Below are 23,593 nucleotides of genomic sequence, written 5' to 3'. Positions count from 1 at the left end.
GTCAGTCGCCGCGGGTGAGCAGCGCGACCGGGAGCGTCCCGAGCAGGTCGCGCAGCCGGACCTCGCCGCCGCGGAGCTCCTTCGACGTGAGCAGGTCGCGCCAGTGCCCCTCGGGCAGCTGGATCGCCGTGTCGCCCCAGCCGCCGCGCTCCGCGAGGCCGATCGGCAGCCGCGTGGCGATGGCGATCGCACCGCCGCGGTCGAATGCCACGACGTGCTCGGCCGCCTCGCCGCGCGCGAGGAGCGGCGTGTAGGCCTCGAAGCGCTCGGGGTGCTCGCGGCGGAGGCGCAGCGCCTCGCGCACGAGCCGGGTCTTGGCGACCTCGAGCTCCCAGTCGCCCGACAGCGGCGCGCGCGCGGCCTGCCGCAGCGCATCCATCCGCTCCCAGTCGATCGGGCGGCGGTTGTCGGGGTCGACGAGCGACTGCTCGAGCGCCTCGGAGCCCTGGTAGACGTCCGGGAAGCCCGGGATCATGAGGTTGAGCAGCTTCGCGGCAAGCACGTTCGCGCGGAACCCCTGCTCGGTCTCGGCGAGGAACGCCTCGACGTCTCGCGACGCGGGCTCGGCCATGACGCTGCGGACGAGCTCGGCGAGATCGCGCTCGAAGGCCTCGTCGGGCGCCGTCCAGTGCGTGATCGCGTCGGCCTCGCGCGACGCCTTCTCCATGTAGGCGAGCAGCCGGTCCTCGCTCGCGGGCCAGGCGCCCACGACGGCCTGCAGCAGCAGGTTCACGAAGTCGCGCCCGCGGTTCGGCGCGAAGACGAGCAGCCGGTCGAGCAGCGCCTCCCAGCTCGAGGGGACCTCGGCGATCGTCGTGATGCGCGCGCGCACGTCCTCGCCGCGCTTCGTGTCGTGCGTCGACATCGCGTTCATGGCGAGCGGCCACTCGGCCTGCCGCCGGCCCATGAAGGCGTGGAAGTCGGGCACCGGGATCGCGAAGACGTCGGGATCGCCGCCCACCTCGTTGAGGCTCGTGAGCCGCGAGTAGCGGTAGAACGCGGTGTCCTCGACGCCCTTCGCCATCACCATGCCGCTCGTCTGCTGGAAGCGCAGCGCCGCCGGCTGCCGAGCGTTGCCGAGCACCGGCAGCAGCGCGTCGATGGTGTCGGCGAGGTCGGGGCGGTGCGCCTTGGCGCGCTCGGCCGCCTCACCCAGGTGCTCGAGGCCCTCGGGGAGGTAGGAGCGGTAGACGGGGAAGCACGCGAGCAGCTCAGCGATCGCGTCGGCGGCGTCGGCCGGCGCGCCCTGCGAGCCCCAGGCATCCGAGGCCTGCACCTCGCGCTCGAGCCGCAGCACCTCCGCGCGGAGGATGCCGTCGGCGATGCCCCGCTTCGTGCCGTGCGTGAGCTCGGCCCAGTCGACGCCCTCGCCGCCGCGCAGGCGCGCGTCGATCCCGTGCAGCGCGTCGGCGGCGGATGCGTCGGTGAGCACCCGGTCGATGACGCCCAGCGTGTCGTAGCCGGTGGTGCCTGCGGTCGCCCAGCGCGGCAGCTCCTCGCCGGGCTCGAGGATCTTCTCGACGAGCACGAAGGCGCCGCCCGTGAGGCGGTCGAGGTCCTCGAGGTAGCCTGCCGGGTCGCGGAGGCCGTCGGGGTGGTCGACGCGGAGGCCCTGCACGAGCCGCTCGTCGAACCAGCGGGCGATCTCGGCGTGCGTCGCCTCGAACACCTCCGGCACCTCGACGCGCACGGCGGCGAGCGTCGTCACCGCGAAGAAGCGCCGGTAGTTGAGCTGGTCGTTCCCCTGCTTCCAGTGGCCGAGCCGGTAGTGCTGGCGGGCGAGCACCTCCTGCGCGGTGCCGTCGCCGGTGCCGGGCGCGACGGGCAGCCGCGTGTCCCAGTAGCGGAGCGCCTGCGAGCCGTCCGCGCCCGCGGGCTCGAGCTCGAGGTGCGCGACGGTGCCGTCCTCCGACCAGTCGTCGTCGCCGACGATCGGCAGCAGCAGCTTGCCGCCGCCCGCGTCCCAGTCGACGTCGAACGCATCCGCGATCGGGCTCTCGCGCCCCTCGCGCAGCAGCTGCCACCACCACTCGTTGTGCTCGGGCACGGCGACGCCCATGTGGTTGGGCACGATGTCGACGAGCACGCCCATGCCGAGCCTGCGCGCCTCCGCCGCGAGCGCCTCGAGGCCCGCCTCGCCGCCGCGCGACGGATCGACCCGCGCGTGCGACACGACGTCGTAGCCGTGGTTCGAGCCGTGCTCGGCCTCGAGGATCGGCGAGAGGTAGACCCAGTCGACCCCGAGGTCGGCGAGGGCCTCGAGCCTGCCGGCGGCGTCGGCGAGGGTGAAGTCCTCGCTGATCTGCAGGCGGTAGGTGCTCTGGGGCGCGTGCACGGGACTCCTCCGGTGGTTCAGGGCTCGGTGTTCAGGACGCTGCGTGCTCAGGACGCTGCGTGCTCAGGACTCGGTGTCGGCGTCGGGCTCGATCGGCGGCACGATGCCGTCGACGCCCGGCTCGACGGGCTGGCCGGGCTCGGCGACCGGGGTGGACGCGTGCAGCGGCCGCCCCTCGTGCTGCGTCTGCTCGAGCGTCGTCACCGGCCCGGGCGCCGAGGTGCCCGTCGCCGCGGCGACGGAGGCGGCGACCGAGAAGTCCTGGTCGACCGGCGCGATGTGCTCGCGGAGCACCGCGATCGAGCGCGGCGCGAGGCGTCCGACCTCGCCGGCGCGCACCGCACCCTCGACGGCCTCCTGCGCACCCGTGTCGATCAGCACGTCCCACGACTCCGCGTACTCCGCGGGCGGGATCGTGATCTCCCGCTCCTCCTCGGAGGCGTTGCAGTAGATGAGGAAGTGGTTGTCGATGATGCGCTCGCCGCGCTCGCTGCGGCCCGCGATCCCGTTGCCGTTGAGGTACATGCCGACGGTCTTCTCGTGGGCGGCCTCGTCCCAGTCGCCGTCCTCCATCGGGGTGCCGGCGCTGCGCAGCCAGACGATGTCGTTGAGGCGCTCGCCGTTGCCGGTGCGCACCGTGTTGCCGGTGAAGAAGCGCTTGCGGCGGAACGTCGGGTGGTCGTGGCGCAGCTTCGCGACGGCGGCGGTGAACTCGATGAGCGGCTGGTCGATGTTCGACCAGTCGATCCAGCTCAGCTCCGAGTCCTGCGCGTAGGTGTTGTTGTTGCCCTGCTGCGTGCGGCCGAGCTCGTCGCCGTGGAGGAGCATCGGCACGCCCTGGCTCAGCAGCAGCGTCGCGAGGAAGTTGCGCTGCTGGCGCGCGCGGACGGCCTGGATCTCGGGGTCGTCCGTCGGGCCCTCGACGCCGTAGTTGTAGGAGCGGTTGTGGCTCTCGCCGTCGTTGCCGTCCTCGCCGTTCGCGTCGTTGTGCTTCTCGTTGTAGCTCACGAGGTCGCGGAGCGTGAAGCCGTCGTGCGCGGTGACGAAGTTGATGGAGGCGACCGGGCGGCGACCCGAGTGCTCGTAGAGGTCGGCGGAGCCGGCCATGCGGCTGGCGAACTCGCCGAGCGCCGAGGGCTCGCCGCGCCAGAAGTCGCGCACCTCGTCGCGGTACTTGCCGTTCCACTCGGTCCACTGGGGCGGGAAGTTGCCCACCTGGTAGCCGCCGGGGCCGACGTCCCACGGCTCGGCGATGAGCTTCACCTGGCTGATCACCGGGTCCTGCTGCACGAGCTCGAAGAAGGTCGACAGCTTGTCGACGTCGTAGAACTCACGGGCGAGCGCCGACGCAAGGTCGAACCGGAACCCGTCGACATGCATCTCGGTGACCCAGTAGCGCAGCGAGTCCATGATCAGCTGCAACGAGTGCGGGTGGCCGACGTTGAGGCTGTTGCCCGTGCCGGTGTAGTCCATGTAGAACTGCTCGTCGCCCTCGACGACGCGGTAGTACGCGCGGTTGTCGATGCCGCGCATGCTGAGCGTCGGACCCATGTGGTTGCCCTCGGCGGTGTGGTTGTAGACCACGTCGAGGATGACCTCGATGCCGGCGGCGTGCATGGCCTTGACCATGCCCTTGAACTCCTGCACCTGCTGACCGCGCTCGCCGGTGCCGGCGTAGCCGGCGTGCGGCGCGAAGAAGCTGAGGGTGTTGTAGCCCCAGTAGTTGCGCAGCCCCTTCTCCATGAGCGTCGCGTCGTGCACGAACTGGTGCACCGGCATGAGCTCGATCGCCGTGATGCCGATCTTCTGCAGGTGGGCGATGACCGACGGATGCGCGAGGCCCGCGTACGTGCCGCGCAGCTCCTCGGGGACGTCGGGGTGCGTCTGGGTGAGGCCCTTGACGTGCGCCTCGTAGATGATCGTCTCGTTGTAGGGCGTGCGCGGGTAGCGGTCGCCGGTCCAGTCGAAGAACGGGTTGATGACGACGCCCTTGGCCATGAAGGGGGCCGAGTCGTCCTCGTTGAAGCTCAGCGGGTCGCCGAAGTTGTAGCTGTGGAGCGGCTGACCCCACTCGATGCTGCCGCTCGTGGCCTTCGCGTACGGGTCGAGCAGCAGCTTCGCGGGGTTGTGCCGCAGGCCCTGCTCGGGCTCATAGGGGCCGTGCACCCGATAGCCGTAGCGCTGGCCGGGCTGCACGGACGGCAGGTAGCCGTGCCAGACGTAGCCGTCGACCTCCGTGAGCTCGACCCTCGTCTCGACGTCGTCCTCGTCGAAGAGGCAGAGCTCGACGCGCTCGGCCGACTCGGTGAAGAGTGCGAAGTTGGTGCCGGTGCCATCGAACGTGGCTCCGAGCGGATAGGCCTGGCCGGGCCAGACCTGCAGGGCGGATGCGGTGTCAGTCACTCTCCGGAGTGTATGGGGTACGCAAGAACTCGACCTGAGAGCCGTGTGACGGTCGCGTGAACGATGACGGACGGTTCAGCGTCGCCGTCAGTCGCCCACGACCATGGGCTCGCCGCCCGTGATCCGCAGCAGCTCGTCGTAGGTGAGCATGAAGACGGTGTCGGCGGTGCCGGCCGCCGCCGACAGCTGCGCGTAGTCAGAGAGCGCCACGTCGACGATCGTGCGGATGGGCGCCGGGTGGCCGAGCGGGGCGACGCCGCCGATCACCTGACCGGTGGCCGCCCGCACCTGCTCGGGCGTCGCGCGCTCGATGGGCCCCTCGCCCAGCTGCTCGGCGAGCGCTGCGGTGTCGACGCGGTGGCGACCGGAGGTCATGACGAGCAGCGGCGCATCCGCCATCCAGAAGATCAGCGAGTTCGCGATCGCGCCCACCTCGATGCCGAGCGCCGCCGCTGCGGCCTTCGCGGTGTGCGTTCCCTCCGCGAAGTGGATGACCTCGCGGTCGATGCCCATGTCGTGCAGCTGCTGCTGGATGGTCGCGGCCCTCGTCGGTAGCGTCATGCCCCCATCCTGCCGCCTGCGCAGCCCCGCTCGACGGGGCCACCCGGGGTCAGGCGATGCGACTGCCGGCGGCGAGCGTCTTCGCGGGTGCCCGCACCGCGGCGATCGCGCCCCAGACGGCGGCGCCCGCGAGCAGCACGTGGATGCCGAGGCCGACGAACCAGCTCGGCGCGGTGCGCTCGTAGATGCCCTCGACCGGGTCCTGCCACGTGCCGTCGTCGCCGTAGTCGGCGCACGACTCCGCGCGCGGCGGCTCCTGCACCATGCGCACGCCGAGACCGATCTGGCCGAAGATGTCGTCGGGATAGCCGTTCGCGTCGAGCTGCGGCGGGATCGCGTCGGCCATGATCACGTACGGGTTCGCGGCCAGCATGAGCCACACGCGGTCCGGTCGCGGCACCGTGGTCTCGTACGTGTTGCCGGTCGCGATGCAGGTCGAGTTGCCCGTGCGGTCGTCGAAGTCCCAAGTGATCTCGTCCCGCGTCTCCTCCTGCTGGAAGGCGAGCGTCCCGACGCCGAAGCCGATGAGCGTCCCGACGCTGAAGAACGCGACGACGAGGTACGTGACGACCGTCGACAGCACGGGCTTCCGGATCATGCCGGAGAGCCCGACGCCGATCGCGGAGACGAACCCGATCTCGAGCACGAGGATGGGGAGCGCGACGAGCACCGCCTCGATGCGCAGGCCGCCGAGCATGGCGGAGCCGAGCATGAAGGGCGTGCAGACGGCCAGGAAGCCGAGCGAGGCGATCCACGAGCCGATCACCTTGCCCAGCACGAGCTGCGTGCCGGTCACCTGCGTCACCTGTGTGGAGGCGAGCGTGCCGGCATCGCGGTCGCCGTTGATGGCGCTGCCGCTGAGCGCGGGCGTGACGAGCGAGGTCACGAGCATGACGAGGAAGATCGTCATCGCGAAGATCGCGCCGCCGAGGTCGCGCTGGAAGCCCTGCAGCGACAGGAAGAGCACGACGATCACGCCGCCGACCACGATCGCGACGATCACGAGCAGCACGTACCAGGCGACGCTCCGCACGCGCTGCGCGAGCTCGAGGCGGATCACGACGCCGAGCATCTGCAGCCAGCGGCTCATCGGGCACCTCCCGAGAGGCCGAGGTAGGTGCGCTCCATGTCGCCGACGGCGGGCGCGAAGTGGGTGATGGGCACGCCCGCGCCGACGAGCCGAGCGAGCACCTCCGCGGCGTGCTCGTCGCGGTCGAGCACGACGTAGGCGAGCTCGCCCTCGAGGCGCACGCGGTCGAACGCGACGCCGATGTTCGCGAGCTGGTAGCTGAGCGCCCTCGGGTCGAGGGCTCGGATGCGCCACTCGCGCGACGCCTGCTGGGCGAGCACGAGGCGCTCGCCGCGGACGACCTCGCCGCGGTCGACGAACACGGCGTCGTCGGCCATCTCGTCGAGCTCGCTGAGGTCGTGGCTCGAGATGAGCACCGTGCCGCCGTCGGCCGCGAAGCCGCGGAGCATGCCGCGCAGCTCGACGCGCGAGGTGGGGTCGAGGCCCGCCGCCGGCTCGTCGAGCAGCAGCACGCGAGGCCGGTGCACGAGCGCCCGCACGAGGCCGAGCCGCTGCTGCTGGCCGCGGGAGAGCACGCGGCTCGGGCGGTTCGCGAGCTCGTCGAGGCGCGCCTCGACGATGAGCTCGGCCGCGCGCTCGCGCGCCGCCGAGCGGTCGAGCCCGTGCAGGCGGCCGACGGTCGTGAGGATCTGCAGCGGCGTGAGCGTGCGCCACGTGCCCAGCACATCCGGCATCCACCCCATCGCCCGCCGGACGGCGCGCGGGTCGTGCATCGGGTCGGCGCCGTCGATGCGGATCGCACCGGAGTCGGGCGCGAGCAGCGAGGCGAGCATGAGCAGCAGCGTCGTCTTGCCCGCGCCGTTCGGGCCGATCAGCGCGGTGACGCGCCCCGGCTTGGCGTGGAACGTCATCTCGCGCACCGCGTGCACCGATCCGAAGCTGCGGTGCACGTGCAGGGCGACGATGCCGCCCTCGTCGAGCCCGGGCGCCGGCTCGCCGGCCGCGAGCGGATCGACGAAGGCGGGGTGGGATGCGGGGATCGGGTCCGGGCGTCCGTCGCCCTGCTGGGTCACCGTCGTGGCCGTCGTCGCTGCATGGCTCGATCCTGTCGGCTGAGCCCCGCCGACGCGAGCGGTCCCGAGCGAATCATCCTGCGGGATGACCGACCGCGCGGGGCAGGCGCTATGTAACATATTACTCATGGGCATGTTCGATGACCTGCTGCTGGTCGACGCGGAGCAGCTGCGGGGGCGCATCTCGATGGCCTCGGCGATCGCCGCGCTGCAGGCGGCGATCCGCGAGGGCTTCGACCCGGACGACGATCCGGCCCGCTCGATCGTCGACGTGCGCTCGGGACAGCTGCTGCTCATGCCCGCCGACCTCGGTCGCTTCACCGGGCAGAAGCTCGGCATGGTCGCCCCGGACAACCCCGCCCGCGGCCTCGAGCGCATCCAAGCGGTCTACGTGCTGCTCGACGCCGCGTCGCTCTCGCCCGTCGCGCTGCTCGACGGGACAGAGCTCACGAGCATCCGCACGCCCGCGGTGTCGGCCGCCGCGGTCGATGCGGTGGCAGCCCGCGACGCCGAGCGGCTCGTCGTCTTCGGCTCCGGCCCGCAAGCGGTGCGCCACGTCGAGGCGATGCGCGCGGTCCGTCCGCTCCGGGAGGCGATCCTCGTCGGCCGCGACCCGGAGCGCACCGCGCGCGCGGTCGACGCGGCGTCCCGGTTCGGCGTCGCCGTGCGCGCCGGGGATGCGACCGACGTCGAGGGCGCCGACCTGATCGTGTGCGCGACGACCGCTCGGGAGCCGCTGCTCGACGAGCGGCTCGTCGCCCCCACCGCGACGGTCGTCGCGATCGGGTCGCACGAGCCCGGCGCCCGCGAGCTGCCGGGCGTCCTGCTCGGGCGCTCACAGGTCGTCGTCGAGACGCTGCGCGTCGGCACGACGGAGGCCGGCGACGTGGTCATGGCGATCGCCGAGGGCCACCTCGAGCGCGACGACCTCGTCACGCTGCGGCAGGTCATGCGCGGCGAGGTGCCGATCGCCGGGGACCGTCCCCGCGTCGTCAAGACCTGCGGCATGGGCTGGCAGGACCTGGCCGTCGCATCGCTGCTGGGAGGCACCGCATGAGGTTCGAGACCGAGGACTGGCACACGGCGGGCGAGCCGTTCCGCATCGTGACGAGCGTCGCGACGACGGGCGCCACCGTCGCCGAGCGTCGCGTGCGCGCGATGACGGGCGCGCCGGACGACGCCCGGCGGTTCCTCTGCCTCGAGCCGCGGGGCCATGACGACATGTACGGCGGCTTCATCACGCCGCCGGACGACGAGGGCGCCGACTTCGGCGTGCTCTTCTGGCACAAGGACGGCTTCTCGACCGCGTGCGGCCACGGCACCATCGCGCTCGGCGCGTGGGCCGTCGAGACCGGTCGCGTCGCGGCGCCGGACGACGGCGAGGCGACCGTGACGATCGACGTGCCGAGCGGGCGCGTGCAGGCCGTCGTGCACCGCGAGGGCGGGCGCACGACGCGGGTCGTGTTCCGCAGCGTCGCGTCGAGGGTGCTCGTGACGGGCGTGCCCCTCACCACGAGCCGCGGCGACGTCGAGGTCGACCTCGTGTTCGGCGGCGCCGTCTACGCGACCCTGCCGGCCTCGGCCGTCGGGCTCTCGGTCGAGCCGCAGCACACGGCGGCGCTCATCGCGATCGGCCGCGAGATCAAGTGGGCGGTGGACCGCCACCCGGCGGCGCAGCTCGACGACCAGCGCCTCTCGGGCGTCTACGGCACGATCCTCGTCGACGACCTGGGCCGGGATGCGACCGGCCCCCACCAGCGCAACGTGACCGTCTTCGCCGACGGCGAGGTCGACCGCAGCCCGTGCGGCTCGGGCACCGCGGCGCGCGTCGCGCTCCTGCATGCCCGCGGCGAGCTGGCCGAGGGCGAGGTGCTCACGCACGACTCGATCATCGGCACGCGCTTCCTCGGCCGCGTCGCCGCGACGATCGCCGAGGGCGTGCTGCCCGAGGTCGAGGGCATGGCCCACCGCGTGGGGTCGAGCACGTTCGAGCTCGACCCCCGCGACCCGCTCGCCGCGGGCTTCAGCCTCCGCTGACGCAGCCTCGCGTCAGAACGCGCCGCTGAGCCCGCCCCAGCCCGACGAGAGGCCGGGCTCGCTCCGGCGCTGCGGCACGCCCCACGGGTTGGCGTCCTGCAGCGGTGCCGGCAGCAGCGACTCCGGCGCGTCCTGGTAGGCGACGCCCCGCAGGAAGCGCGTGATCGCCGCGGTGCCCACGCTCGTCGCATCCGTGGTGGTCGCCGGGTAGGGCCCGCCGTGCTGCATGGCGCTCGTCACAGAGACGCCCGTCGGCCAGCCGCCGAACAGCACGCGGCCGCTCGTCTCGGACAGCGCGTCGACGAGCGGGCGCACGGCATCGGCCTCCGCGTCCGTCGCGTGCAGCGTCGACGTCAGGTTGCCGGGGAAGAGCCGCTCGTGGAGGGCCGGCAGGGCCTCGAGCGCGTCGTAGCGGACGATGACCGAGAGCGGCCCGAAGGACTCCTCGAGCAGCGCGTCGCCGGCCGCGTCGAGCGCGTCGGCCGAGACCTCGACGATCGTCGGCGTCGCCCAGCGCTGGTCGTCGCCGTCGACCCGCACGGCGCCCTCGGCGAGCACCCGCACGCCGTCGGTCCCGAGCACCTCGGCCCTCCGCGCCTCGAAGGACGTGCCGATGCCGGGGTTGAGCAGCCGGTGCTCCGGCACGCCGCTGGCCGCGTCGGGCACGTCGCCGAGGTCGGCGTCGGCGGGTACGAAGAGGAACCCGGGCTTCGTGCACAGCTGGCCGGCGGATCCCGCGACCGACGCCACGAACCCGCGGAGGAGATCCGGCTCCGCCTCCACCGCGCCCGCGGTCGCGTACGCCGGGTTCACGGAGCCGAGCTCGCCGAAGAACGGGATGGGGCGCGGCCGCGCCGCGGCGATGTCGGCGAGCATCCGGCCCACCCGCCCGGAGCCGGTGAACGCGGCGGCGCGGATGGCGGGGTGCTCCAGCATCGCCGTGCCGTTCGCCTGGCCCTCGATGAGCTGGAACGCGCCGTCAGGCATCCCCGCCTCGGCCAGCGCGCCGACGACGACCTCGGCGGTCGCGCGCGAGAGCTCGGGGTGGCCGGAGTGCGCCTTGACGATCACGGGGCAGCCGGCCGCGAGCGCCGCCGCCGTGTCGCCGCCCGCGACCGAGAACGCGAAGGGGAAGTTCGAGGCGGCGAAGTTGAGCACGGGGCCCACCGGCTCCAGCACGCGGCGCACGTCGGGACGCGGGCCGATGACGTACTCGGGGTCGGGCGCGTCGATCCTCGCGTCGAGGTAGGCGCCGTCGACGATCGCCTCGGCGAAGAGCCGCAGCTGGTTCGACGTGCGCCGCACCTCGCCCGTGAGCCGCCCCTCGGCGAGGCCGGTCTCGCGCATCGCGATCGCGATCAGCGAGGGGGCTGCGGCGTCGAGCGCGTCGGCGGCCGCGACGAGGGCGGCGGCTCGGTGTCGCGGCGCCGTCGCGGCGAAGGGCCGCGCGGCGCGCTCCGCGCGCTCGGCGACGGCGTCGATGTCGATGTCGGTCATGGCGTCATCCCTCGTGTCGATCAGAACTCGAAGCCGTGCGGGAACGGGTCGGACGGATCGAGCAGGTAGGTGCCCATCCCCGTGACCCATGCCCGGCCGGCGATCGTCGGCACGACCGCGTCGCGGTCGCCGACGGTGGTCGTGCGCAGCAGCCGGCCGGTGAACTCGGTGCCGATGAACGACTCGTTGACGAAGTCGGTCTCGAGCGCGAGCTCGCCGCGGGCGTGGAGCTCGGCCATGCGCGCGCTCGTGCCCGTGCCGCAGGGCGAGCGGTCGAACCACCCGGGGTGGATCGCCATCGCGTGCCGCGAGCGCACCGCGTCGGAGCCCGGTGCGATGAACTCGACGTGGTGCACGTGGTCCGAGCCCTCGAGCGTCGGATGCGCGGGCGGTGCCTGCTCGTTGATCGCGTCCATGATCGCGAGCCCGCACGCCAGGATCTCGTCCTGTCGCGCCCGGTCGAAGGGCAGCCCCACGTCGTCGAGGTCGACCAGTGCGTAGAAGTTGCCGCCCCACGCGACCGAGTAGGGCACGCGGCCGACGCCGGGCACGTCGATGATGGCGTCGAGGCGCTCGACGAACGACGGCACGTTCTCGATCGTGACGCGCTTCGCGGCGCCTCCCTCGACCTCGACGCGGGCGACCACGACGCCGGCGGGCACGTCGAGCCGGATCTCGGTGACGGGCTCCGTCACCTCGACCATCCCGGTCTCGACGAGCACGGTCGCGACGCCGATGGTGCCGTGGCCGCACATGGGGAGGAAGCCCGACGCCTCGATGTAGACGACGCCCCAGTCGCAGTCGTCGCGCGTCGAGGGCTGCAGGATGGCGCCCGACATCGCGGCGTGGCCGCGCGGCTCGTGCATGAGGAGGCCCCTCAGCCCGTCGAGGTGCTCGATCGCGTGCAGCCGCCGCTCGTTCGCCGTGGCACCGGGGATGACCCCGACGCCGCCGGTCACGACGCGCGTCGGCATCCCCTCGGTGTGGGAGTCGACCGCCTGGAAGGCACGGCTGGCCCGCATCAGCGTCCGCGGATGGCCGCGAGGGCCCGCTCGGTGTCGGCGGTGACCTGGGCGACCTGCTCGGCGGAGAGCTCGCCGCGGGGCGGCCGCGTCGGGCCGCCGTAGGAGTTGCCGCAGATGTCCATCGACAGCTTGATCGCCTGCACGAACTCGGTCTTCGAGTCCCAGCGGAAGACCGGCACGAGGTGCTCGTAGAGCGCCTTCGCCTCCTGCCACTTGCCGGCCACCAGCAGATCGTAGAGCTCGACGGCCTCCTTCGGGAAGGCGTTGGGGTAGCCGGCGAACCAGCCGACCGCGCCGTTGATCATCATCTCGAGGAGCACGTCGTCGGCGCCGGCGATCACGTCGATGTCGCACAGCTCGCGGATCTCGTAGACACGGCGCACGTCGCCGGAGAACTCCTTGATCGCGACGACCTCGGGGATCTCGGCGAGCTTCGCGACGAGCGAGGGCGTGAGGTCGACCTTCGTGTCGAAGGGGTTGTTGTAGGCCATGATCGGCAGGCCGACCTTCGCGACCTCCCGGTAGTGCGCGATGACCTCGCCCTCGTTCGCGCGGTACATCGTCGGCGGCAGCAGCAGCACGCCGTCGGCGCCGTCCTCGGCCGCGAGCTCGGCCCAGTGGCGCGCCTGGTGGCCGCCGACGCCGTGCACGCCGGCGATGACGATGCCGCGGCCGTCGACCGCCTCCTTCGCGACCTGGATGACCTTGCGGCGCTCGTCGTCCGTGAGCGAGGAGTACTCGCCGAGCGAGCCGTTGGGGCCCACGCCGCGGCAGCCGTTGGCCATGAGGAAGTCGACGTGCTCGCCGAACCGGTCGTAGTCGACCGCCAGGCCGGCGGGGGCCGAGGCGTCCTCCTTGAAGGCGAGGGCCGTCGCGACGACGACGCCGCCCAGATCGATCGTGCTCATTGCTGCTCCTTGACGCTGCGGGTCCGACGGTGGCGCCGGACGCGCACCGTAATATGTCATATATTACACAGGGCTCGGCAGATCGCCAGGGGCATCGCGCGCACCGGCGAGCTCGCTCAGCCGCATCGGCGCGAGCAGCGGTCTGCGGTCGAGCCCGAGCCGCTCGCCGCAGAGCGCCTCGACCGCGGCGCCGCACGTGCGGCCCTGGCAGGCGCCGAGCCCTGCGCGCGTAGCGAGGCGCATGGCGCGAGACGCGGATCCGGCCGCGCGAGCGATCGTGCCGGCGTCCACCGATTCGCACCGGCACACGAGCGTGTCGTCCTCGAGCCACGTGCGCCAGCCGTCGCGCATGCCGTGCGCGCCCTCGAGGCGACGCGCGAAGGCGTCGGTCGCGTCCCGGCGGCGCACCGCCCTGCGGAGCGACGCCTCCGCGGCGCCGGCTGCCGTGCGCCCGGCGAGGTCGCCCTCGGCGAGCGCCGCGTCGGCGCCGCCGATGCCCGTGATCTCGCCGGCAGCCAGCACGCCGTCGACGCTCGTGCGCTGCACGGCGTCGACCACCACGAAGCGCGGGGCGCCGGGCGCCGCGTCGGTCACGGCGCATCCGACCTGCAGGGCTGCGTCGATGCGCGGCATGAACCCGTGGCCGAGCGCCACCGCGTCGCACGCCACCTCGCGCTCGGTGCCGGCGATCGGCCGCCACTGCGGGTCGAGGCGCGCGATGACCGCGCCCTCGACGCGGCGATCGCCGAGGATGCGCACCACGCCGTGGCCCGTGCGGTAGGGCGTGCGGTGGCGCGCGAGCGACGCGGCGTACTCGGCGAGCTCGCCTGCCTTGCCGGCGGCGCCGAGCAGCTCCCAGGGCCTGGCCAGCCACCCCGCGGCGAGCGCCGGCACCCGCGACGCCTCGAGCACCGCAACCACCTCGCTGCCCGCGATCGCGAGCGACTGCGCGACCGGCAGCAGGAACGGCCCGGCGCCCGCGACGAGCGTGCGCCGTCCGACGACGACGCCGTCGCGCTTCGCGAGCGCCTGCGCCGCGCCCGCGGTGATCACGCCGGGGAGCGTCCACCCGGGCAGCGGCAGCGCGCGGTCGTGCGCGCCGGTCGCGAGCACGATCGCGTCGCCCGCGATCTCGACGCGGCGGCGCCCCGGCGCGTCGGCCGTCCCCACGAGCGCGTGCACCCGGCGCGCCTCGCCGTCGATCCGCCACACCGCCGCGCGCTGGAGCACGGTCGCCCTCCCCGACTCGCACGCCGCCGCGATCGCGTCGCGCAGCGCGATGAACGCCGCCCAGCCATGCTGCAGGCGGGGGTCAGTCAGCCGCTCGTGATGGCGCCAGTACTGCCCGCCGAGGCGGTCGCCCTCGTCGAGCAGCGTGACCCGCGCACCCTCGGCGAGCGCACCGCTCGCAGCGGCGAGGCCCGCGGGACCGGCGCCGAGCACGATGACGTGTCGATCGCTCATCGCTCCTCCGGGGTGACGACGTCGCCCTCGCAGGCCGTGCGCAGGCACGCTCGCACGCCCGCAGCACCGTTCACGGTGACGATGCAGTCCTGGCAGATGCCGATGCCGCAGAAGACGCCCCGCTCAGCACCGGCAGCGGTGCGCCACGACGCACGGCCGCTCGCGATCAGCGCGCCGGCGATCGTCTGCCCGTCGCGCGCCTCGACCTCCCGGCCGTCGAACTCGAACGCGGGGCTCACGCGGCGACCTGCAGCCCGGGACGGCTGTGGAGGAACGGCGCCGGATCGAAGGGCGCCGCGGTGCCGAGCACGTGGTGGACGATGAGGGCTGCGGTCGCCGGGGCGAGGCCGATGCCAGCGCCCTCGTGCCCGGAGGCATGGAAGAGCCCCTCGACCCGCGCGTCGGGCCCGATGACGGGCAGGTGATCGGGCGCGAAGGGCCGGAAGCCGGCGTACGTGCGCAGCAGCTGCACGTCGGCGAGGAACGGGAACAGCCTGGCCGCCTTCGCCGCGATCTCGGCGAGCGCCGGCAGCGTGCCCGTCTCGTCGAACCCGACGCGCTCGCGGCTCGAGCCGATGAGCACGGTGCCGGCGGGCGTCGACTCCACGACGGTCGACGTCTGCAGCGCCGCGTCGCCCGAACCGACGGCGCCGACGTAGTCGGCGTCGTAGACCTTGTGGTGGACGCGCTGCCGCATGGGCGTCGTGACGAGGATCGTGCCGCGGCGAGGGCGGATGTCGACGTGCGTGCCCAGCCGCCCCGCGACCTCGCCCGACCACGGCCCCGCGCACACGACGACGGCGTCCGCGTCGATCGGCCCGGTCGTCGTGTCGACGCCGACGATCCGGTCGCCGCGCATGCGGGCGCCCGTCACCTCGGCGCGGACGACGGTGGCGCCGCACCGCAGCGCCGCAGCCGCCATCGACTGCGTAGCGAGCGACGGCTGCACCTGCGCGTCGTCGGGGTAGTGGACGCCGAGCTCCACCGCGGCCGAGAGGTCGGGCTCGAGCGCCGCGAGCGCCGCGCGGTCGAGCGGCTCCGCGCGGATGCCGATCGCGCGCTGCCCCTCCGCGAACCGCAGGAGGGCGTCGCCGCCGCCGGGGAAGGCGACGACGATGCCGCCCTTCGCCTCGTACTCCGTCGCCGGCCCGTCGCCGCGCTCGGCATCGAGCTCGGCAGCGAGGTCGCGCCACATCGCATTGGCCACGATCGCGAGCTCCGCCTCCGCGCGCACCGACGTGGCAGCGCTCTTGTCGCTCACGAGCACGTTGCCCTCGCAGCGGCTCGAGGTCTCCGCCGCGATGCCCGAGCGGTCGACCATCACCACCTCGGCGCCCGCCTGCGCGAGCCGCAGCGCGCACGCTGCGCCGATCACCCCGGCGCCGACCACGACCACCCGCATGCTCACGCGCCCAGGTATGCGTCGACGACGCGCGAGTCCCTCGCGAGCTCCGCCGCGTCGCCCTGCAGCGTGACGCTCCCCGTCTCGACGACGTAGGCGCGGTGCGCGATGCGCAGGGCCGCGCGCGCGTTCTGCTCGACGAGCAGCACCGTGGTGCCCTGGCGGTTCACCTCGGCGATGATCTCCATCACCTGCTTCACCACGAGCGGCGCGAGCCCCATCGACGGCTCGTCGAGCAGCAGCAGCCGCGGTCCCGCGACGAGCGCGCGCCCGATCGCGAGCATCTGCTGCTCGCCGCCGGAGAGCGTGCCGCCCTGCTGCTTGCGCCGCTCCGCGAGCCGAGGCATGAGCGAGTACGCGAGATCGACGCGCTCCGCGATCGCGCGCTGGTCCTTCACGGTGTAGCCGCCGAGCAGCAGGTTGTCGTGCACGGTCATCGTCGAGAAGATGCGCCGGCCCTCGGGCACGTGCACGAGCCCCTTCGACACGATGTCCCACGGCTTCGCGGCCGCGAGGTCGACGCCGTCCCACCGCACGCGCCCGCTCTTGGGCCGCACGAGCCCCGAGAGCAGGTTCATCGTGGTCGACTTGCCCGCGCCGTTGTTGCCGAGCAGGCAGACGATCTCGCCCTGCTCGACCGCGAACGACAGCCCGCGCAGCGCGTGGACCCGCCCGTAGAAGACGTCGGCGTCCTCGACCTCGAGCCAGCTCATGCCTGCTCCCCCTTGCGCTCGTCGTCCGCCGCGATCGGCACCGACTGCGTGAGCGTCGTGTCGTCGATCGCGGCCTCCTCGTCCTCGGCGCCCAGGTAGGCCTCGATGACGATCGGGTTCGCCTTGATCTCGGCGGGCGTGCCGTCGGCGATCTCCTTGCCGTAGTTGAGCACGACGATGCGCTCCGCGAGCTCCATCACGAGCCCCATGTCGTGCTCGATGAGCACGATCCCGACGCCGAGGTCGCGGATCTTGCGGATGAGCCGCATGAGCCCCTGCTTCTCGCCGTAGTTGAGGCCCGCGGCGGGCTCGTCGAGCAGCAGCAGCTTCGGGCTCGTCGCGAGCGCTCGCGCGATCTCGACGCGGCGCTGCTCGCCGTAGGGCAGCTGCGTGACGAACAGCTGCTCGTCGCCCTCGAATCCGACGAAGTCGAGCCAGCCGCGCGCCTCGCGAGCGCACGCCTCTTCGGCGCGCAGGTAGCGGGGCGTGTGCAGCAGGTTGTCGAAGATGCCCTCGCGGAGATTGGCGTGCATCGCCGTCTTCACGTTGTCCAGCACCGTCATCTCCTTGAAGAGGCGGAGGTTCTGGAACGTGCGCGCCATGCCGCGGCGCGTGATCGTGGACGGCAGCACCCGCATGATCGACCGGCCGTCGAACGAGATCGAGCCGCTCGTCGGGCGGTAGAAGCCGGAGATGCAGTTGAACGCGCTCGTCTTGCCGGCCCCGTTCGGACCGATGACCGCGAGGATCTCGCCCTCGCGCACCTCGAACGAGAGCCCGTCGACGGCCTTGACGCCGCCGAACCGCAGGTGCAGGTCGCGCACCTCGAGCAGCGCGGTCATCGTCGGACCTCCTCGTCGTCGGCCGGGTCCCCGGTCGAGGCAGCCTCCGGCCGCCCCTCCCTCGGCGCCGGCTCGTTGCGCGCGTCGTCGCCGAGCGACTCGATGGGCGCGGTGGCCGGCCACGCGCGCGGCTTGCGGGCGCGCAGCCATGGCAGCACCGCCGTCGCGGGCCACAGGCCGGAGGGCCGGAAGAGCATCACGACGACGAGCAGCACGCCGAAGATCAGGAAGCGCCACTCCGAGAACTCGCGCAGCAGCTCGGGCGCGAGCGACACGAAGAGCGCGCCGATGATGACGCCGGGGGTCGAGCCCATGCCGCCGAGCACCACGGCCATGAGGATGAGCGCCGAGTACAGGAACTGGAACGAGTTCGGGCTGATCGCCGTGAGATGGGTCGCCATGAGCTGGCCGGCGAGGCCCGCCCAGACGGCGCCGATGATGTACGCCGAGATCTTGGTGGCGTAGGTGTTGATGCCCATCGCCTCCGCCGCGTCCTCGTCGTCGCGCACGGCCTTCCAGGCCCTGCCCATGCGGCCGCGCGCGAGGCGACCGAGGCCGATGATGCCGAGCGTCACGACGATGAGGGCGACGAAGTAGTAGAAAAGGATCGTGCCCGAGAATCGGATGCCGAACAGCTCGAGCCCGTCCCGGAAGCTCCAGTCGCCGAACGACCAGGTGGGGATGCCGTGGATGCCGGAGGGGCCGCCCGTCACGTCGAGGTTGTTCGCCGTGATGCGGATGATCTCGCCGAAGCCGAGCGTGACGATCGCCAAGTAGTCGGAGCGCAGCCGCAGCGTCGGGCCGCCGATGATGATGCCGGCGAGGATGCACGCGAGGATCGTCGCCGGCACCGCGGCCCACATCGGCCAGTCGAGCACGGTCGTGAGGATGCCCGAGATGTAGGCGCCGACCGCGAAGAACGCGATGTAGCCCAGGTCGAGCAGCCCCGCGTAGCCGACCACGACGTTGAGGCCCATGCAGAGCATGATGTAGATGAGGGCGCTCGTGGCGATCGAGATCGTGTACGCGCTTGCGTCGATGAACGGCAGCACCGCGAGCAGCACCACGGCGAGGATGCCGAGGATCCGCATGAAGCCGCGCTGCGAGCGCGGGCCGGAGTCGGGCTTGCCGCGGTCGAAGAGCGGGGCCGGCGCGCGCAGCGGCGCGTGCTTCAGCGCCTGGTCGAGCTGGGAGGCCATGTCACATCCTCTCGACGACGCGGTTGCCGAGCAGCCCGGTCGGCTTGAAGGTCAGGATCAGGATGAGGACGAGGAACGAGAAGACGTCCCGCCACTCGCCGCCGAGCCAGGCGGAGCCGAACGACTCGAGCAGGCCGAGCAGCAGGCCGCCGAGCATCGCGCCGTACAGGTTGCCGATGCCGCCGATGACGGCGGCGGTGAACGCCTTGAGCCCGATCACGAAGCCCATCAGGAAGTCGATGGAGCCGTAGTACGCCCCCGCCATGACACCGGCAGCACCGGCGAGCGCCGAGCCGATGAAGAAGACGGTCGCGATGACGCGGTTGACGTTGACGCCCATGAGGTGCGCCGCCTGCGGGTCGAGCGCGATGGCGCGCATGGCCCTGCCCTCGCGGGTGCGCTCGACGATGTGGGCGAGCACGAACATGAGCACGGCGGCGACGATGACGAGGACGAGCTGCGACACCGAGACCCGCACGCCCAGTGCGTCGAACGACTCCGAGCTCAACCGCACCGGGAACGCTCGCGGATTCGGTCCGAAGATCTGGCGGATGCCGTACTCGAGCGTGAACGAGACGCCGATCGCCGTGATGAGCACCGCGAGGCGGGGGCTCCTGCGCAGCGGTCGATAGGCGACGCGCTCGATGCCGACGCCGATGAGGCCGGTGACGACCATCGCGAGCAGCAGGATCGCGAGCAGCGCGGGGATCGAGGCCGAGGCCGGGATGCCGCCGAACGAGCTGAGCACGACGAACCCGACGAACGAGCCGAGCATGTAGATGTCGCCGTGCGCGAAGTTCAGCAGCTTGATGATCCCGTAGACCATCGAGTAGCCGAGGGCCACGAGCGAGTAGAACGAGCCCACGATGAGGCCGTTCCAGATGAGCTGCATCACAGGGGTGCTGCTCCTTCCGGGTTCGCGGAGGTGGTGGAGGGCGGGAGCGTGCTCCCGCCCTCCATCGGGATCAGCCCAGCAGGTCGTCCTCGAGCACGAACTCGCCGGACTCCGGGTCGATCGAGACGATCACGAAGCCGCCGCTGTCGCGCGTGTGCGCGTCGGTGAACGTCAGCGGGCCGGCGAACGTCTCGAAGCCGTCGAGCCCCTCGAGCGCCGCGACGACCGCGTCGAACTCCGTGCTGCCCGCGTCCTCGATCGCCTGCGCGACGATGCGCACCGCGTCGTAGGCCTGCGTCGAGTACGGACCCGGGGCCTCGCCCGCGAGCTCCTCGTAGTCGGCGATCCACGTCTCGGCGCCCGTCAGCATGTCGGGCGTCTGCGTGAAGGTGCCGACGACGTTCTCGGTGTAGCCCTCACCGGTGATCTCGGCGAAGCTCGCGTCGACCGAGCCGTCGGCGACCATGAAGGTGCCGGAGAAGCCCGCGTCGACCGACTGCCGGTTGATGAGCGCGCCCTCCTGGTAGTAGCCCGTCCAGTAGACGACGTCGGGCGCCTCCTGCGCGAGCTGCGTCGCGACGGATGCGTAGTCGTTCTCGCCGGGCGTGACGGTCGCCTCGAAGGCGACCTCGACGCCGGCCTCGGTGGCCTGCTCGACGAACGCGCCGGCCAGGTCGGCCGAGTAGCTCGTGGCGTCGTCGATCACGGCGACCGACGCCGCGCCCTGCTCCTGCGCGTACTGCAGCGCGGACTGCGCCTGCTGCGTGCCCGTGCCGTTGATGAGGAAGACGCCGGGCAGGCCCGCGTCGGGGAGGTCGTTCGAGTTGGCGGCCGGGATGACCATCGGGATGCCGGCCTGGTCGAAGATCGGCAGCGTCGGGAGCGTGGCACCGGAGCAGTAGCCGCCGACCGAGGCGACGATGCCTTCGGTGACGAGCTTGTTCGCCGCGGCGACCGAGGCCGTCGCATCGCACGCGTCGTCCTCGACGACGAGCTCGAGCTGCTGCCCGAGGACGCCGCCCGCCTCGTTGATCTCCTGGATGGCGAGCTGCGCGCCGTTCTCCATGTAGGCGCCGAAGGCGGACTCGCTGCCCGAGAAGGGCGCGAGCATGCCGAGCGCGATGGGACCCTCGGCGGAGCCGGAGGCGTCGGGGCTGCCGCCCGCGAGGCCGCCGGAGCAGCCCGCGGTGACCGCGATCGTGCCTGCTGCGAGCAGGGCGGTGATGAAGCGCGCGGGGCGCGCGGAGGGTGCGGACATGGGACTCCTCAGGTGCATCGTTGCACCGCCCTGCGGCGGTGTGTGACATATTACACACGAGATCGAGGCGCCATGACACTGTTGCAACCAAACCGTAACCAAGCCGATCGCCGCCGGACACGGGGTGCGGAGCGTTGCTCGGCGCCCCCGCGGTCGCAGTACCGTCGACTCCGATGAGCCGCTCCTCGATCGCCTGGTTCGCGCCGCTCGTCGGCGTGCTGCTCGTGGTCGCCGCCATCAGCTCGGTGCAGCTGGGGGCCGCGATCGGCAAGTCGATCTTCGACGAGATCTCGCCCGCCGGGCTCACCTTCGTGCGCCTGCTGCTCGCCTCGCTCGTCATGGTCGCGATCGCGCGCCCACGTCCCCGGTCGTGGTCGCGGTCGACCGCCCTGCACGTGCTCGCGTTCGGCGCGGTGCTCGGCGCGATGAACCTCCTTTACTACGCATCGCTCGAGCGCATCCCGCTCTCGGTCGCCGTCACGCTCGAGCTCGTCGGCCCGCTCGCCGTCGCCCTCGCGCACTCGCGCCGCGCGTCCGACGTCGCGTGGGTGCTGTGCGCGGCGGCGGGCGTCGGCATCATCGCCGTCCAGGGATTCGAGGGCAGCATCGACCTGTTCGGCTGCGTCCTCGCACTGGCCGCCGGCGCGTGCTGGGGCGGCTACATCATGCTGTCGCAGCGCGTGGGGGCGCGGGTCCCGGGCCTCAGCGGCCTCTCCGCCGCGATGGTGGTCGGCGCGCTCGTCGCGCTGCCGTTCGGAGCCGTGCCCGCCGTCCAGGCCGTCGTCGACTCGCCGGCCGTGCTCGGCCCCGCGGCGCTCGTCGCGCTGCTCTCGAGCGTGCTCGCCTACGGCCTCGAGCTGCTCGCGCTGCGTCGCATCAGCGCGCACTCGTTCGGCGTCTTCATGGCGCTCGAGCCGGCCGCCGCAGCCCTCTTCGGGTTCCTCCTGCTCGCAGAGCTCGTCGAGGGACTCGACGCGCTCGCGATCGCGCTCGTCGTGATCGCGTCGGCGGGCGTCGCGATCACGACGGCCCGAGCGGCGCCGCGCAGGTCGAGCCCCGACGAGGATCTGCCGCCCATGCCGTGACGCCGACCCGGCTGCCTACGCCTCGTCGTCCTCGGCGTTGCCGCTCCAGATTCCGGGGACGTGCCCGATGTGCCGGTGCATGAGCGCTTCCGCCCCCTCGCCGTCGCCCGCGACGAGCAGGTCGAGGAGCTGGGCATGCTCTGCCGCCGACGCCGCCATCCCACCCGACTCGACGAGCGCCGCGAGGCCGCCGAGCCGCGTCTGCTGCCGCAGCTCGCGCACGATGCGGGTGAGGTGGTCGTTGCCGACGAGCTCGATGAGGGCCAGGTGGAAGCGCGTGTCGGCCGCGAGGTAGTCCTGCATGCGGCCCTGCTCGCCCGACGCGACGATCTCGGCCGCGAGCTCGCGCAGCTCGGCCAGGAGCGGCGCCGGCACGCGTCCTGCGATGTCGCGCATCGGCGGGCACTCGAGCAGCTGACGCACCCGCGCGAGCTGCTGCAACTCGTCGAGCGAGATGGCGGTCACGCGGAAGCCCTTGTTCCGCAGCGGCTCAAGGAAGCCGCGCCGTTGGAGCGTCAGCAGCGCCTCGCGCACCGGCGTCGCGCTGACGCCGAACTCTGCGGCGAGCGTCGGGGCGGTGAGCACCGTGCCGGGAGCGAGGAGGCCAGAGATCACCTGCGAGGAGAGCGCCTCCTCGACCTGCTCGCGCAGGCTCGCAGCCGGCTGCAGCACCGGACGCGGGCTGCTCTCGACCGGCTGCTGTGTCATGCGGCACATCGTACCGTCGTCGCTGACAGGATCGCGGCGGCAGCGGGCGTCACCTGCGACCATGGGGGCATGGCTGACGACGACGCGCGGCGCTGGGCACGGCCGACCGACCGCCCCGTCGCCGAGGGGCGTGGGATCGCGGACGAGCCGTCCCACTCGCCCGCGTCGGCCTGGACGCGCGGCGTTCGGCCGACCCGCGAGCCGGTCGACGCATCCGGCGTGCCCGTGCCTGCGCCGCCGTGGGAGGAGCCGCCCGCCGCGACGGACGAGGGGGTGCGGGAGCCGCGGATGTGGCCGATCGCGGCCGGCGTCGCGGGGCTCGCGGTGCTCGCGTGCACCCCGCACTGGGTTGCGCCCACGATCGCGCTGATGGTCTCGCTCGTCGGCATCCCGATCGCGTGGGGGTTCCGCCGCATCTCGCACGGGCGCCGGCGCGTGCAGTACATCGTCGTCGTGCTGACGCTGCTGCTCACCGCGACCCTGTCGATCGTCGCGCCGATGCTGTGGCTGCAGCTCGGCGTGCTGCAGCCGCTCACCGTCCCGACCTGATCCGGTGCGCCGGGTCAGCGGCGGTCGCCGCGGTGCAGCCACCCGGCCGCGAGCCTGGTGATGAACGGCAGGATGACGCCGACCATCACCGGCGTGAGGATGACCGTGGAGATGAGCAGTCGCAGCGGCAGCAGCAGCTCGTTGAAGCCCGGGATGAGCCCGAGCAGGAACGTGACGAGCACGTTCATCGGGAAGAACGCGAGCCAGACCACGATCATCTGCTTCCACACCGGCGGGGCGGACGCCGATGGCCGGATCTCGACCCGGTCGCCGTCGACGACGACGCCCTGCGGCGCGTCGAACCATCCCTCGATGCCCGTGCGGCGCTCGACGCGCGCCTCGCTCGCGAAGCCCGCGCCCGACGCGATCCACTGCTGCCGCTCGGGGCTGCGCTCCCACGCCTCGAGCGTCTCGGCGTCCTCGAAGCGGTAGAGCATGTGCCAGCGCTTGCTGCCGCGCGACTCCCGCACCCAGCCGGCCCCGAGGAAGCCCGGGAAGTGCGTCGCGAGGTCGACGCCGTGCCGCACCCACGCCTGGGCGTAGCGATCGAGGGTGGAGTCGACGGTGCGCTCGATGGCGACGGTGATGGGGCGGGGCTCCTGCATGCAT

The 23,593-nt window shown here is 72.6% G+C and carries 22 protein-coding genes; 4 read left to right on the top strand and 18 right to left on the bottom strand.

What is annotated here, in order from left to right:
• Position 1 precedes the first annotated feature (1 nt).
• From treY to EDD26_RS06440, 5 genes are all read right to left on the bottom strand, one after another.
• Positions 2–2,335, bottom strand: coding sequence for a malto-oligosyltrehalose synthase (gene treY / locus EDD26_RS06460; protein WP_123696956.1), 2,334 nt, complete (start codon positions 2,333–2,335; stop codon positions 2–4).
• 63 nt (positions 2,336–2,398) lie between these two features.
• Positions 2,399–4,717, bottom strand: coding sequence for a glycogen debranching protein GlgX (gene glgX, locus EDD26_RS06455; RefSeq protein ID WP_123698482.1), 2,319 nt, complete (start codon positions 4,715–4,717; stop codon positions 2,399–2,401).
• Between the two features lie 108 nt (positions 4,718–4,825).
• A complete protein-coding gene (locus tag EDD26_RS06450; RefSeq protein ID WP_123696955.1) occupies positions 4,826–5,299 on the bottom strand; it encodes a YbaK/EbsC family protein in 474 nt (157 codons plus the stop codon).
• A gap of 49 nt (positions 5,300–5,348) precedes the next feature.
• Entirely contained in the window at positions 5,349–6,389 is a 1,041-nt protein-coding gene (locus tag EDD26_RS06445; RefSeq protein ID WP_123696954.1) for an ABC transporter permease, read from the bottom strand.
• Positions 6,386–7,402 (bottom strand): ABC transporter ATP-binding protein, encoded by a 1,017-nt coding sequence (locus EDD26_RS06440; RefSeq protein WP_245989785.1) that lies wholly within the window; start codon positions 7,400–7,402, stop codon positions 6,386–6,388. Before EDD26_RS06440 ends, EDD26_RS06445 begins: the two co-directional genes overlap by 4 nt.
• 85 nt (positions 7,403–7,487) lie before the next feature.
• Between EDD26_RS06440 and EDD26_RS06435 the strand changes: the two genes are divergently transcribed.
• The gene (locus EDD26_RS06435; RefSeq protein ID WP_245989783.1) at positions 7,488–8,459 is read left to right on the top strand and encodes an ornithine cyclodeaminase family protein; all 972 of its coding nucleotides are present in this window, start codon (positions 7,488–7,490) and stop codon (positions 8,457–8,459) included.
• The gene (locus EDD26_RS06430; RefSeq protein ID WP_123696952.1) at positions 8,456–9,439 is read left to right on the top strand and encodes a proline racemase family protein; all 984 of its coding nucleotides are present in this window, start codon (positions 8,456–8,458) and stop codon (positions 9,437–9,439) included. Before EDD26_RS06435 ends, EDD26_RS06430 begins: the two co-directional genes overlap by 4 nt.
• 12 nt (positions 9,440–9,451) lie before the next feature.
• Here the strand turns inward: EDD26_RS06430 and EDD26_RS06425 are convergent, their stop codons facing one another.
• From EDD26_RS06425 to EDD26_RS06375, 11 genes are all read right to left on the bottom strand, one after another.
• Positions 9,452–10,936 carry an aldehyde dehydrogenase family protein gene (locus EDD26_RS06425; RefSeq protein ID WP_123696951.1) on the bottom strand — a complete coding sequence of 495 codons (1,485 nt, stop codon included), beginning with the start codon at positions 10,934–10,936 and terminating at the stop codon, positions 9,452–9,454.
• A gap of 20 nt (positions 10,937–10,956) precedes the next feature.
• Positions 10,957–11,958 (bottom strand): proline racemase family protein, encoded by a 1,002-nt coding sequence (locus tag EDD26_RS06420; RefSeq protein ID WP_123696950.1) that lies wholly within the window; start codon positions 11,956–11,958, stop codon positions 10,957–10,959.
• Positions 11,958–12,869 carry a dihydrodipicolinate synthase family protein gene (locus EDD26_RS06415; RefSeq protein ID WP_123696949.1) on the bottom strand — a complete coding sequence of 304 codons (912 nt, stop codon included), beginning with the start codon at positions 12,867–12,869 and terminating at the stop codon, positions 11,958–11,960. The genes EDD26_RS06420 and EDD26_RS06415 overlap by 1 nt, the downstream gene beginning before the upstream one ends.
• A gap of 63 nt (positions 12,870–12,932) precedes the next feature.
• Complete coding sequence (locus EDD26_RS06410; RefSeq protein WP_123696948.1) at positions 12,933–14,333, bottom strand: FAD-dependent oxidoreductase; 1,401 nt, start codon at positions 14,331–14,333, stop codon at positions 12,933–12,935.
• The gene (locus tag EDD26_RS06405) at positions 14,330–14,572 is read right to left on the bottom strand and encodes a (2Fe-2S)-binding protein (RefSeq protein ID WP_123696947.1); all 243 of its coding nucleotides are present in this window, start codon (positions 14,570–14,572) and stop codon (positions 14,330–14,332) included. The genes EDD26_RS06410 and EDD26_RS06405 overlap by 4 nt, the downstream gene beginning before the upstream one ends.
• Positions 14,569–15,735 (bottom strand): NAD(P)/FAD-dependent oxidoreductase, encoded by a 1,167-nt coding sequence (locus tag EDD26_RS06400; RefSeq protein WP_211333894.1) that lies wholly within the window; start codon positions 15,733–15,735, stop codon positions 14,569–14,571. The genes EDD26_RS06405 and EDD26_RS06400 overlap by 4 nt, the downstream gene beginning before the upstream one ends.
• A 2-nt stretch (positions 15,736–15,737) precedes the next feature.
• Positions 15,738–16,448, bottom strand: coding sequence for an ABC transporter ATP-binding protein (locus EDD26_RS06395; protein WP_123696945.1), 711 nt, complete (start codon positions 16,446–16,448; stop codon positions 15,738–15,740).
• The gene (locus EDD26_RS06390) at positions 16,445–17,290 is read right to left on the bottom strand and encodes an ABC transporter ATP-binding protein (RefSeq protein ID WP_123696944.1); all 846 of its coding nucleotides are present in this window, start codon (positions 17,288–17,290) and stop codon (positions 16,445–16,447) included. Before EDD26_RS06390 ends, EDD26_RS06395 begins: the two co-directional genes overlap by 4 nt.
• The gene (locus EDD26_RS06385; protein ID WP_123696943.1) at positions 17,287–18,489 is read right to left on the bottom strand and encodes a branched-chain amino acid ABC transporter permease; all 1,203 of its coding nucleotides are present in this window, start codon (positions 18,487–18,489) and stop codon (positions 17,287–17,289) included. The genes EDD26_RS06390 and EDD26_RS06385 overlap by 4 nt, the downstream gene beginning before the upstream one ends.
• Position 18,490: 1 nt before the next feature.
• Positions 18,491–19,381, bottom strand: a complete 891-nt coding sequence (locus EDD26_RS06380) for a branched-chain amino acid ABC transporter permease (protein WP_211333893.1) — start codon at positions 19,379–19,381, stop codon at positions 18,491–18,493.
• A gap of 73 nt (positions 19,382–19,454) precedes the next feature.
• Positions 19,455–20,642: a branched-chain amino acid ABC transporter substrate-binding protein gene (locus EDD26_RS06375; RefSeq protein WP_123696941.1), complete on the bottom strand. Its 1,188-nt coding sequence runs from the start codon at positions 20,640–20,642 to the stop codon at positions 19,455–19,457.
• 173 nt (positions 20,643–20,815) lie between these two features.
• Here EDD26_RS06375 and EDD26_RS06370 point away from each other — a divergent pair, with 173 nt between their 5' ends.
• Complete coding sequence (locus EDD26_RS06370) at positions 20,816–21,727, top strand: EamA family transporter (protein ID WP_123696940.1); 912 nt, start codon at positions 20,816–20,818, stop codon at positions 21,725–21,727.
• A 15-nt stretch (positions 21,728–21,742) separates the two neighbouring features.
• Here EDD26_RS06370 and EDD26_RS06365 read toward each other — a convergent pair whose 3' ends face one another.
• Complete coding sequence (locus EDD26_RS06365; protein WP_123696939.1) at positions 21,743–22,435, bottom strand: GntR family transcriptional regulator; 693 nt, start codon at positions 22,433–22,435, stop codon at positions 21,743–21,745.
• Between the two features lie 69 nt (positions 22,436–22,504).
• Here EDD26_RS06365 and EDD26_RS06360 point away from each other — a divergent pair, with 69 nt between their 5' ends.
• Positions 22,505–22,984 (top strand): hypothetical protein, encoded by a 480-nt coding sequence (locus EDD26_RS06360; RefSeq protein ID WP_123696938.1) that lies wholly within the window; start codon positions 22,505–22,507, stop codon positions 22,982–22,984.
• Positions 22,985–22,998: 14 nt separating this feature from the next.
• On the opposite strand, the gene EDD26_RS06355 is transcribed toward EDD26_RS06360, so the two are convergent.
• Positions 22,999–23,589 carry an antibiotic biosynthesis monooxygenase gene (locus EDD26_RS06355; RefSeq protein WP_123696937.1) on the bottom strand — a complete coding sequence of 197 codons (591 nt, stop codon included), beginning with the start codon at positions 23,587–23,589 and terminating at the stop codon, positions 22,999–23,001.
• Positions 23,590–23,593 lie beyond the last annotated feature (4 nt).

This window comes from Agrococcus jenensis (assembly GCF_003752465.1).
In the GTDB taxonomy this organism is placed as follows: Bacteria; Actinomycetota; Actinomycetes; order Actinomycetales; family Microbacteriaceae; genus Agrococcus; species Agrococcus jenensis.
Note: the sequence above shows the minus strand (reverse complement) of the source record. Positions and strands in the feature narration are given on the sequence as shown.

Bases quoted from the DNA above. Each gene is read 5' to 3' on its own strand.
- EDD26_RS06355 (WP_123696937.1), bottom strand. From the start codon at position 23,589: ATGCAGGAGCCCCGCCCCATCACCGTCGCCATCGAGCGCACCGTCGAC.
- EDD26_RS06415 (WP_123696949.1), bottom strand. From the start codon at position 12,869: ATGAGCACGATCGATCTGGGCGGCGTCGTCGTCGCGACGGCCCTCGCC.
- EDD26_RS06365 (WP_123696939.1), bottom strand. From the start codon at position 22,435: ATGACACAGCAGCCGGTCGAGAGCAGCCCGCGTCCGGTGCTGCAGCCG.
- EDD26_RS06450 (WP_123696955.1), bottom strand. From the start codon at position 5,299: ATGACGCTACCGACGAGGGCCGCGACCATCCAGCAGCAGCTGCACGAC.
- EDD26_RS06385 (WP_123696943.1), bottom strand. From the start codon at position 18,489: ATGGCCTCCCAGCTCGACCAGGCGCTGAAGCACGCGCCGCTGCGCGCG.
- EDD26_RS06395 (WP_123696945.1), bottom strand. From the start codon at position 16,448: ATGAGCTGGCTCGAGGTCGAGGACGCCGACGTCTTCTACGGGCGGGTC.
- EDD26_RS06420 (WP_123696950.1), bottom strand. From the start codon at position 11,958: ATGCGGGCCAGCCGTGCCTTCCAGGCGGTCGACTCCCACACCGAGGGG.
- EDD26_RS06370 (WP_123696940.1), top strand. From the start codon at position 20,816: ATGAGCCGCTCCTCGATCGCCTGGTTCGCGCCGCTCGTCGGCGTGCTG.
- EDD26_RS06410 (WP_123696948.1), bottom strand. From the start codon at position 14,333: ATGAGCGATCGACACGTCATCGTGCTCGGCGCCGGTCCCGCGGGCCTC.
- EDD26_RS06445 (WP_123696954.1), bottom strand. From the start codon at position 6,389: ATGAGCCGCTGGCTGCAGATGCTCGGCGTCGTGATCCGCCTCGAGCTC.
- EDD26_RS06425 (WP_123696951.1), bottom strand. From the start codon at position 10,936: ATGACCGACATCGACATCGACGCCGTCGCCGAGCGCGCGGAGCGCGCC.
- EDD26_RS06400 (WP_211333894.1), bottom strand. From the start codon at position 15,735: ATGCGGGTGGTCGTGGTCGGCGCCGGGGTGATCGGCGCAGCGTGCGCG.
- EDD26_RS06360 (WP_123696938.1), top strand. From the start codon at position 22,505: ATGGCTGACGACGACGCGCGGCGCTGGGCACGGCCGACCGACCGCCCC.
- EDD26_RS06435 (WP_245989783.1), top strand. From the start codon at position 7,488: ATGACCGACCGCGCGGGGCAGGCGCTATGTAACATATTACTCATGGGC.
- EDD26_RS06430 (WP_123696952.1), top strand. From the start codon at position 8,456: ATGAGGTTCGAGACCGAGGACTGGCACACGGCGGGCGAGCCGTTCCGC.
- EDD26_RS06390 (WP_123696944.1), bottom strand. From the start codon at position 17,290: ATGACCGCGCTGCTCGAGGTGCGCGACCTGCACCTGCGGTTCGGCGGC.
- EDD26_RS06380 (WP_211333893.1), bottom strand. From the start codon at position 19,381: ATGCAGCTCATCTGGAACGGCCTCATCGTGGGCTCGTTCTACTCGCTC.
- EDD26_RS06375 (WP_123696941.1), bottom strand. From the start codon at position 20,642: ATGTCCGCACCCTCCGCGCGCCCCGCGCGCTTCATCACCGCCCTGCTC.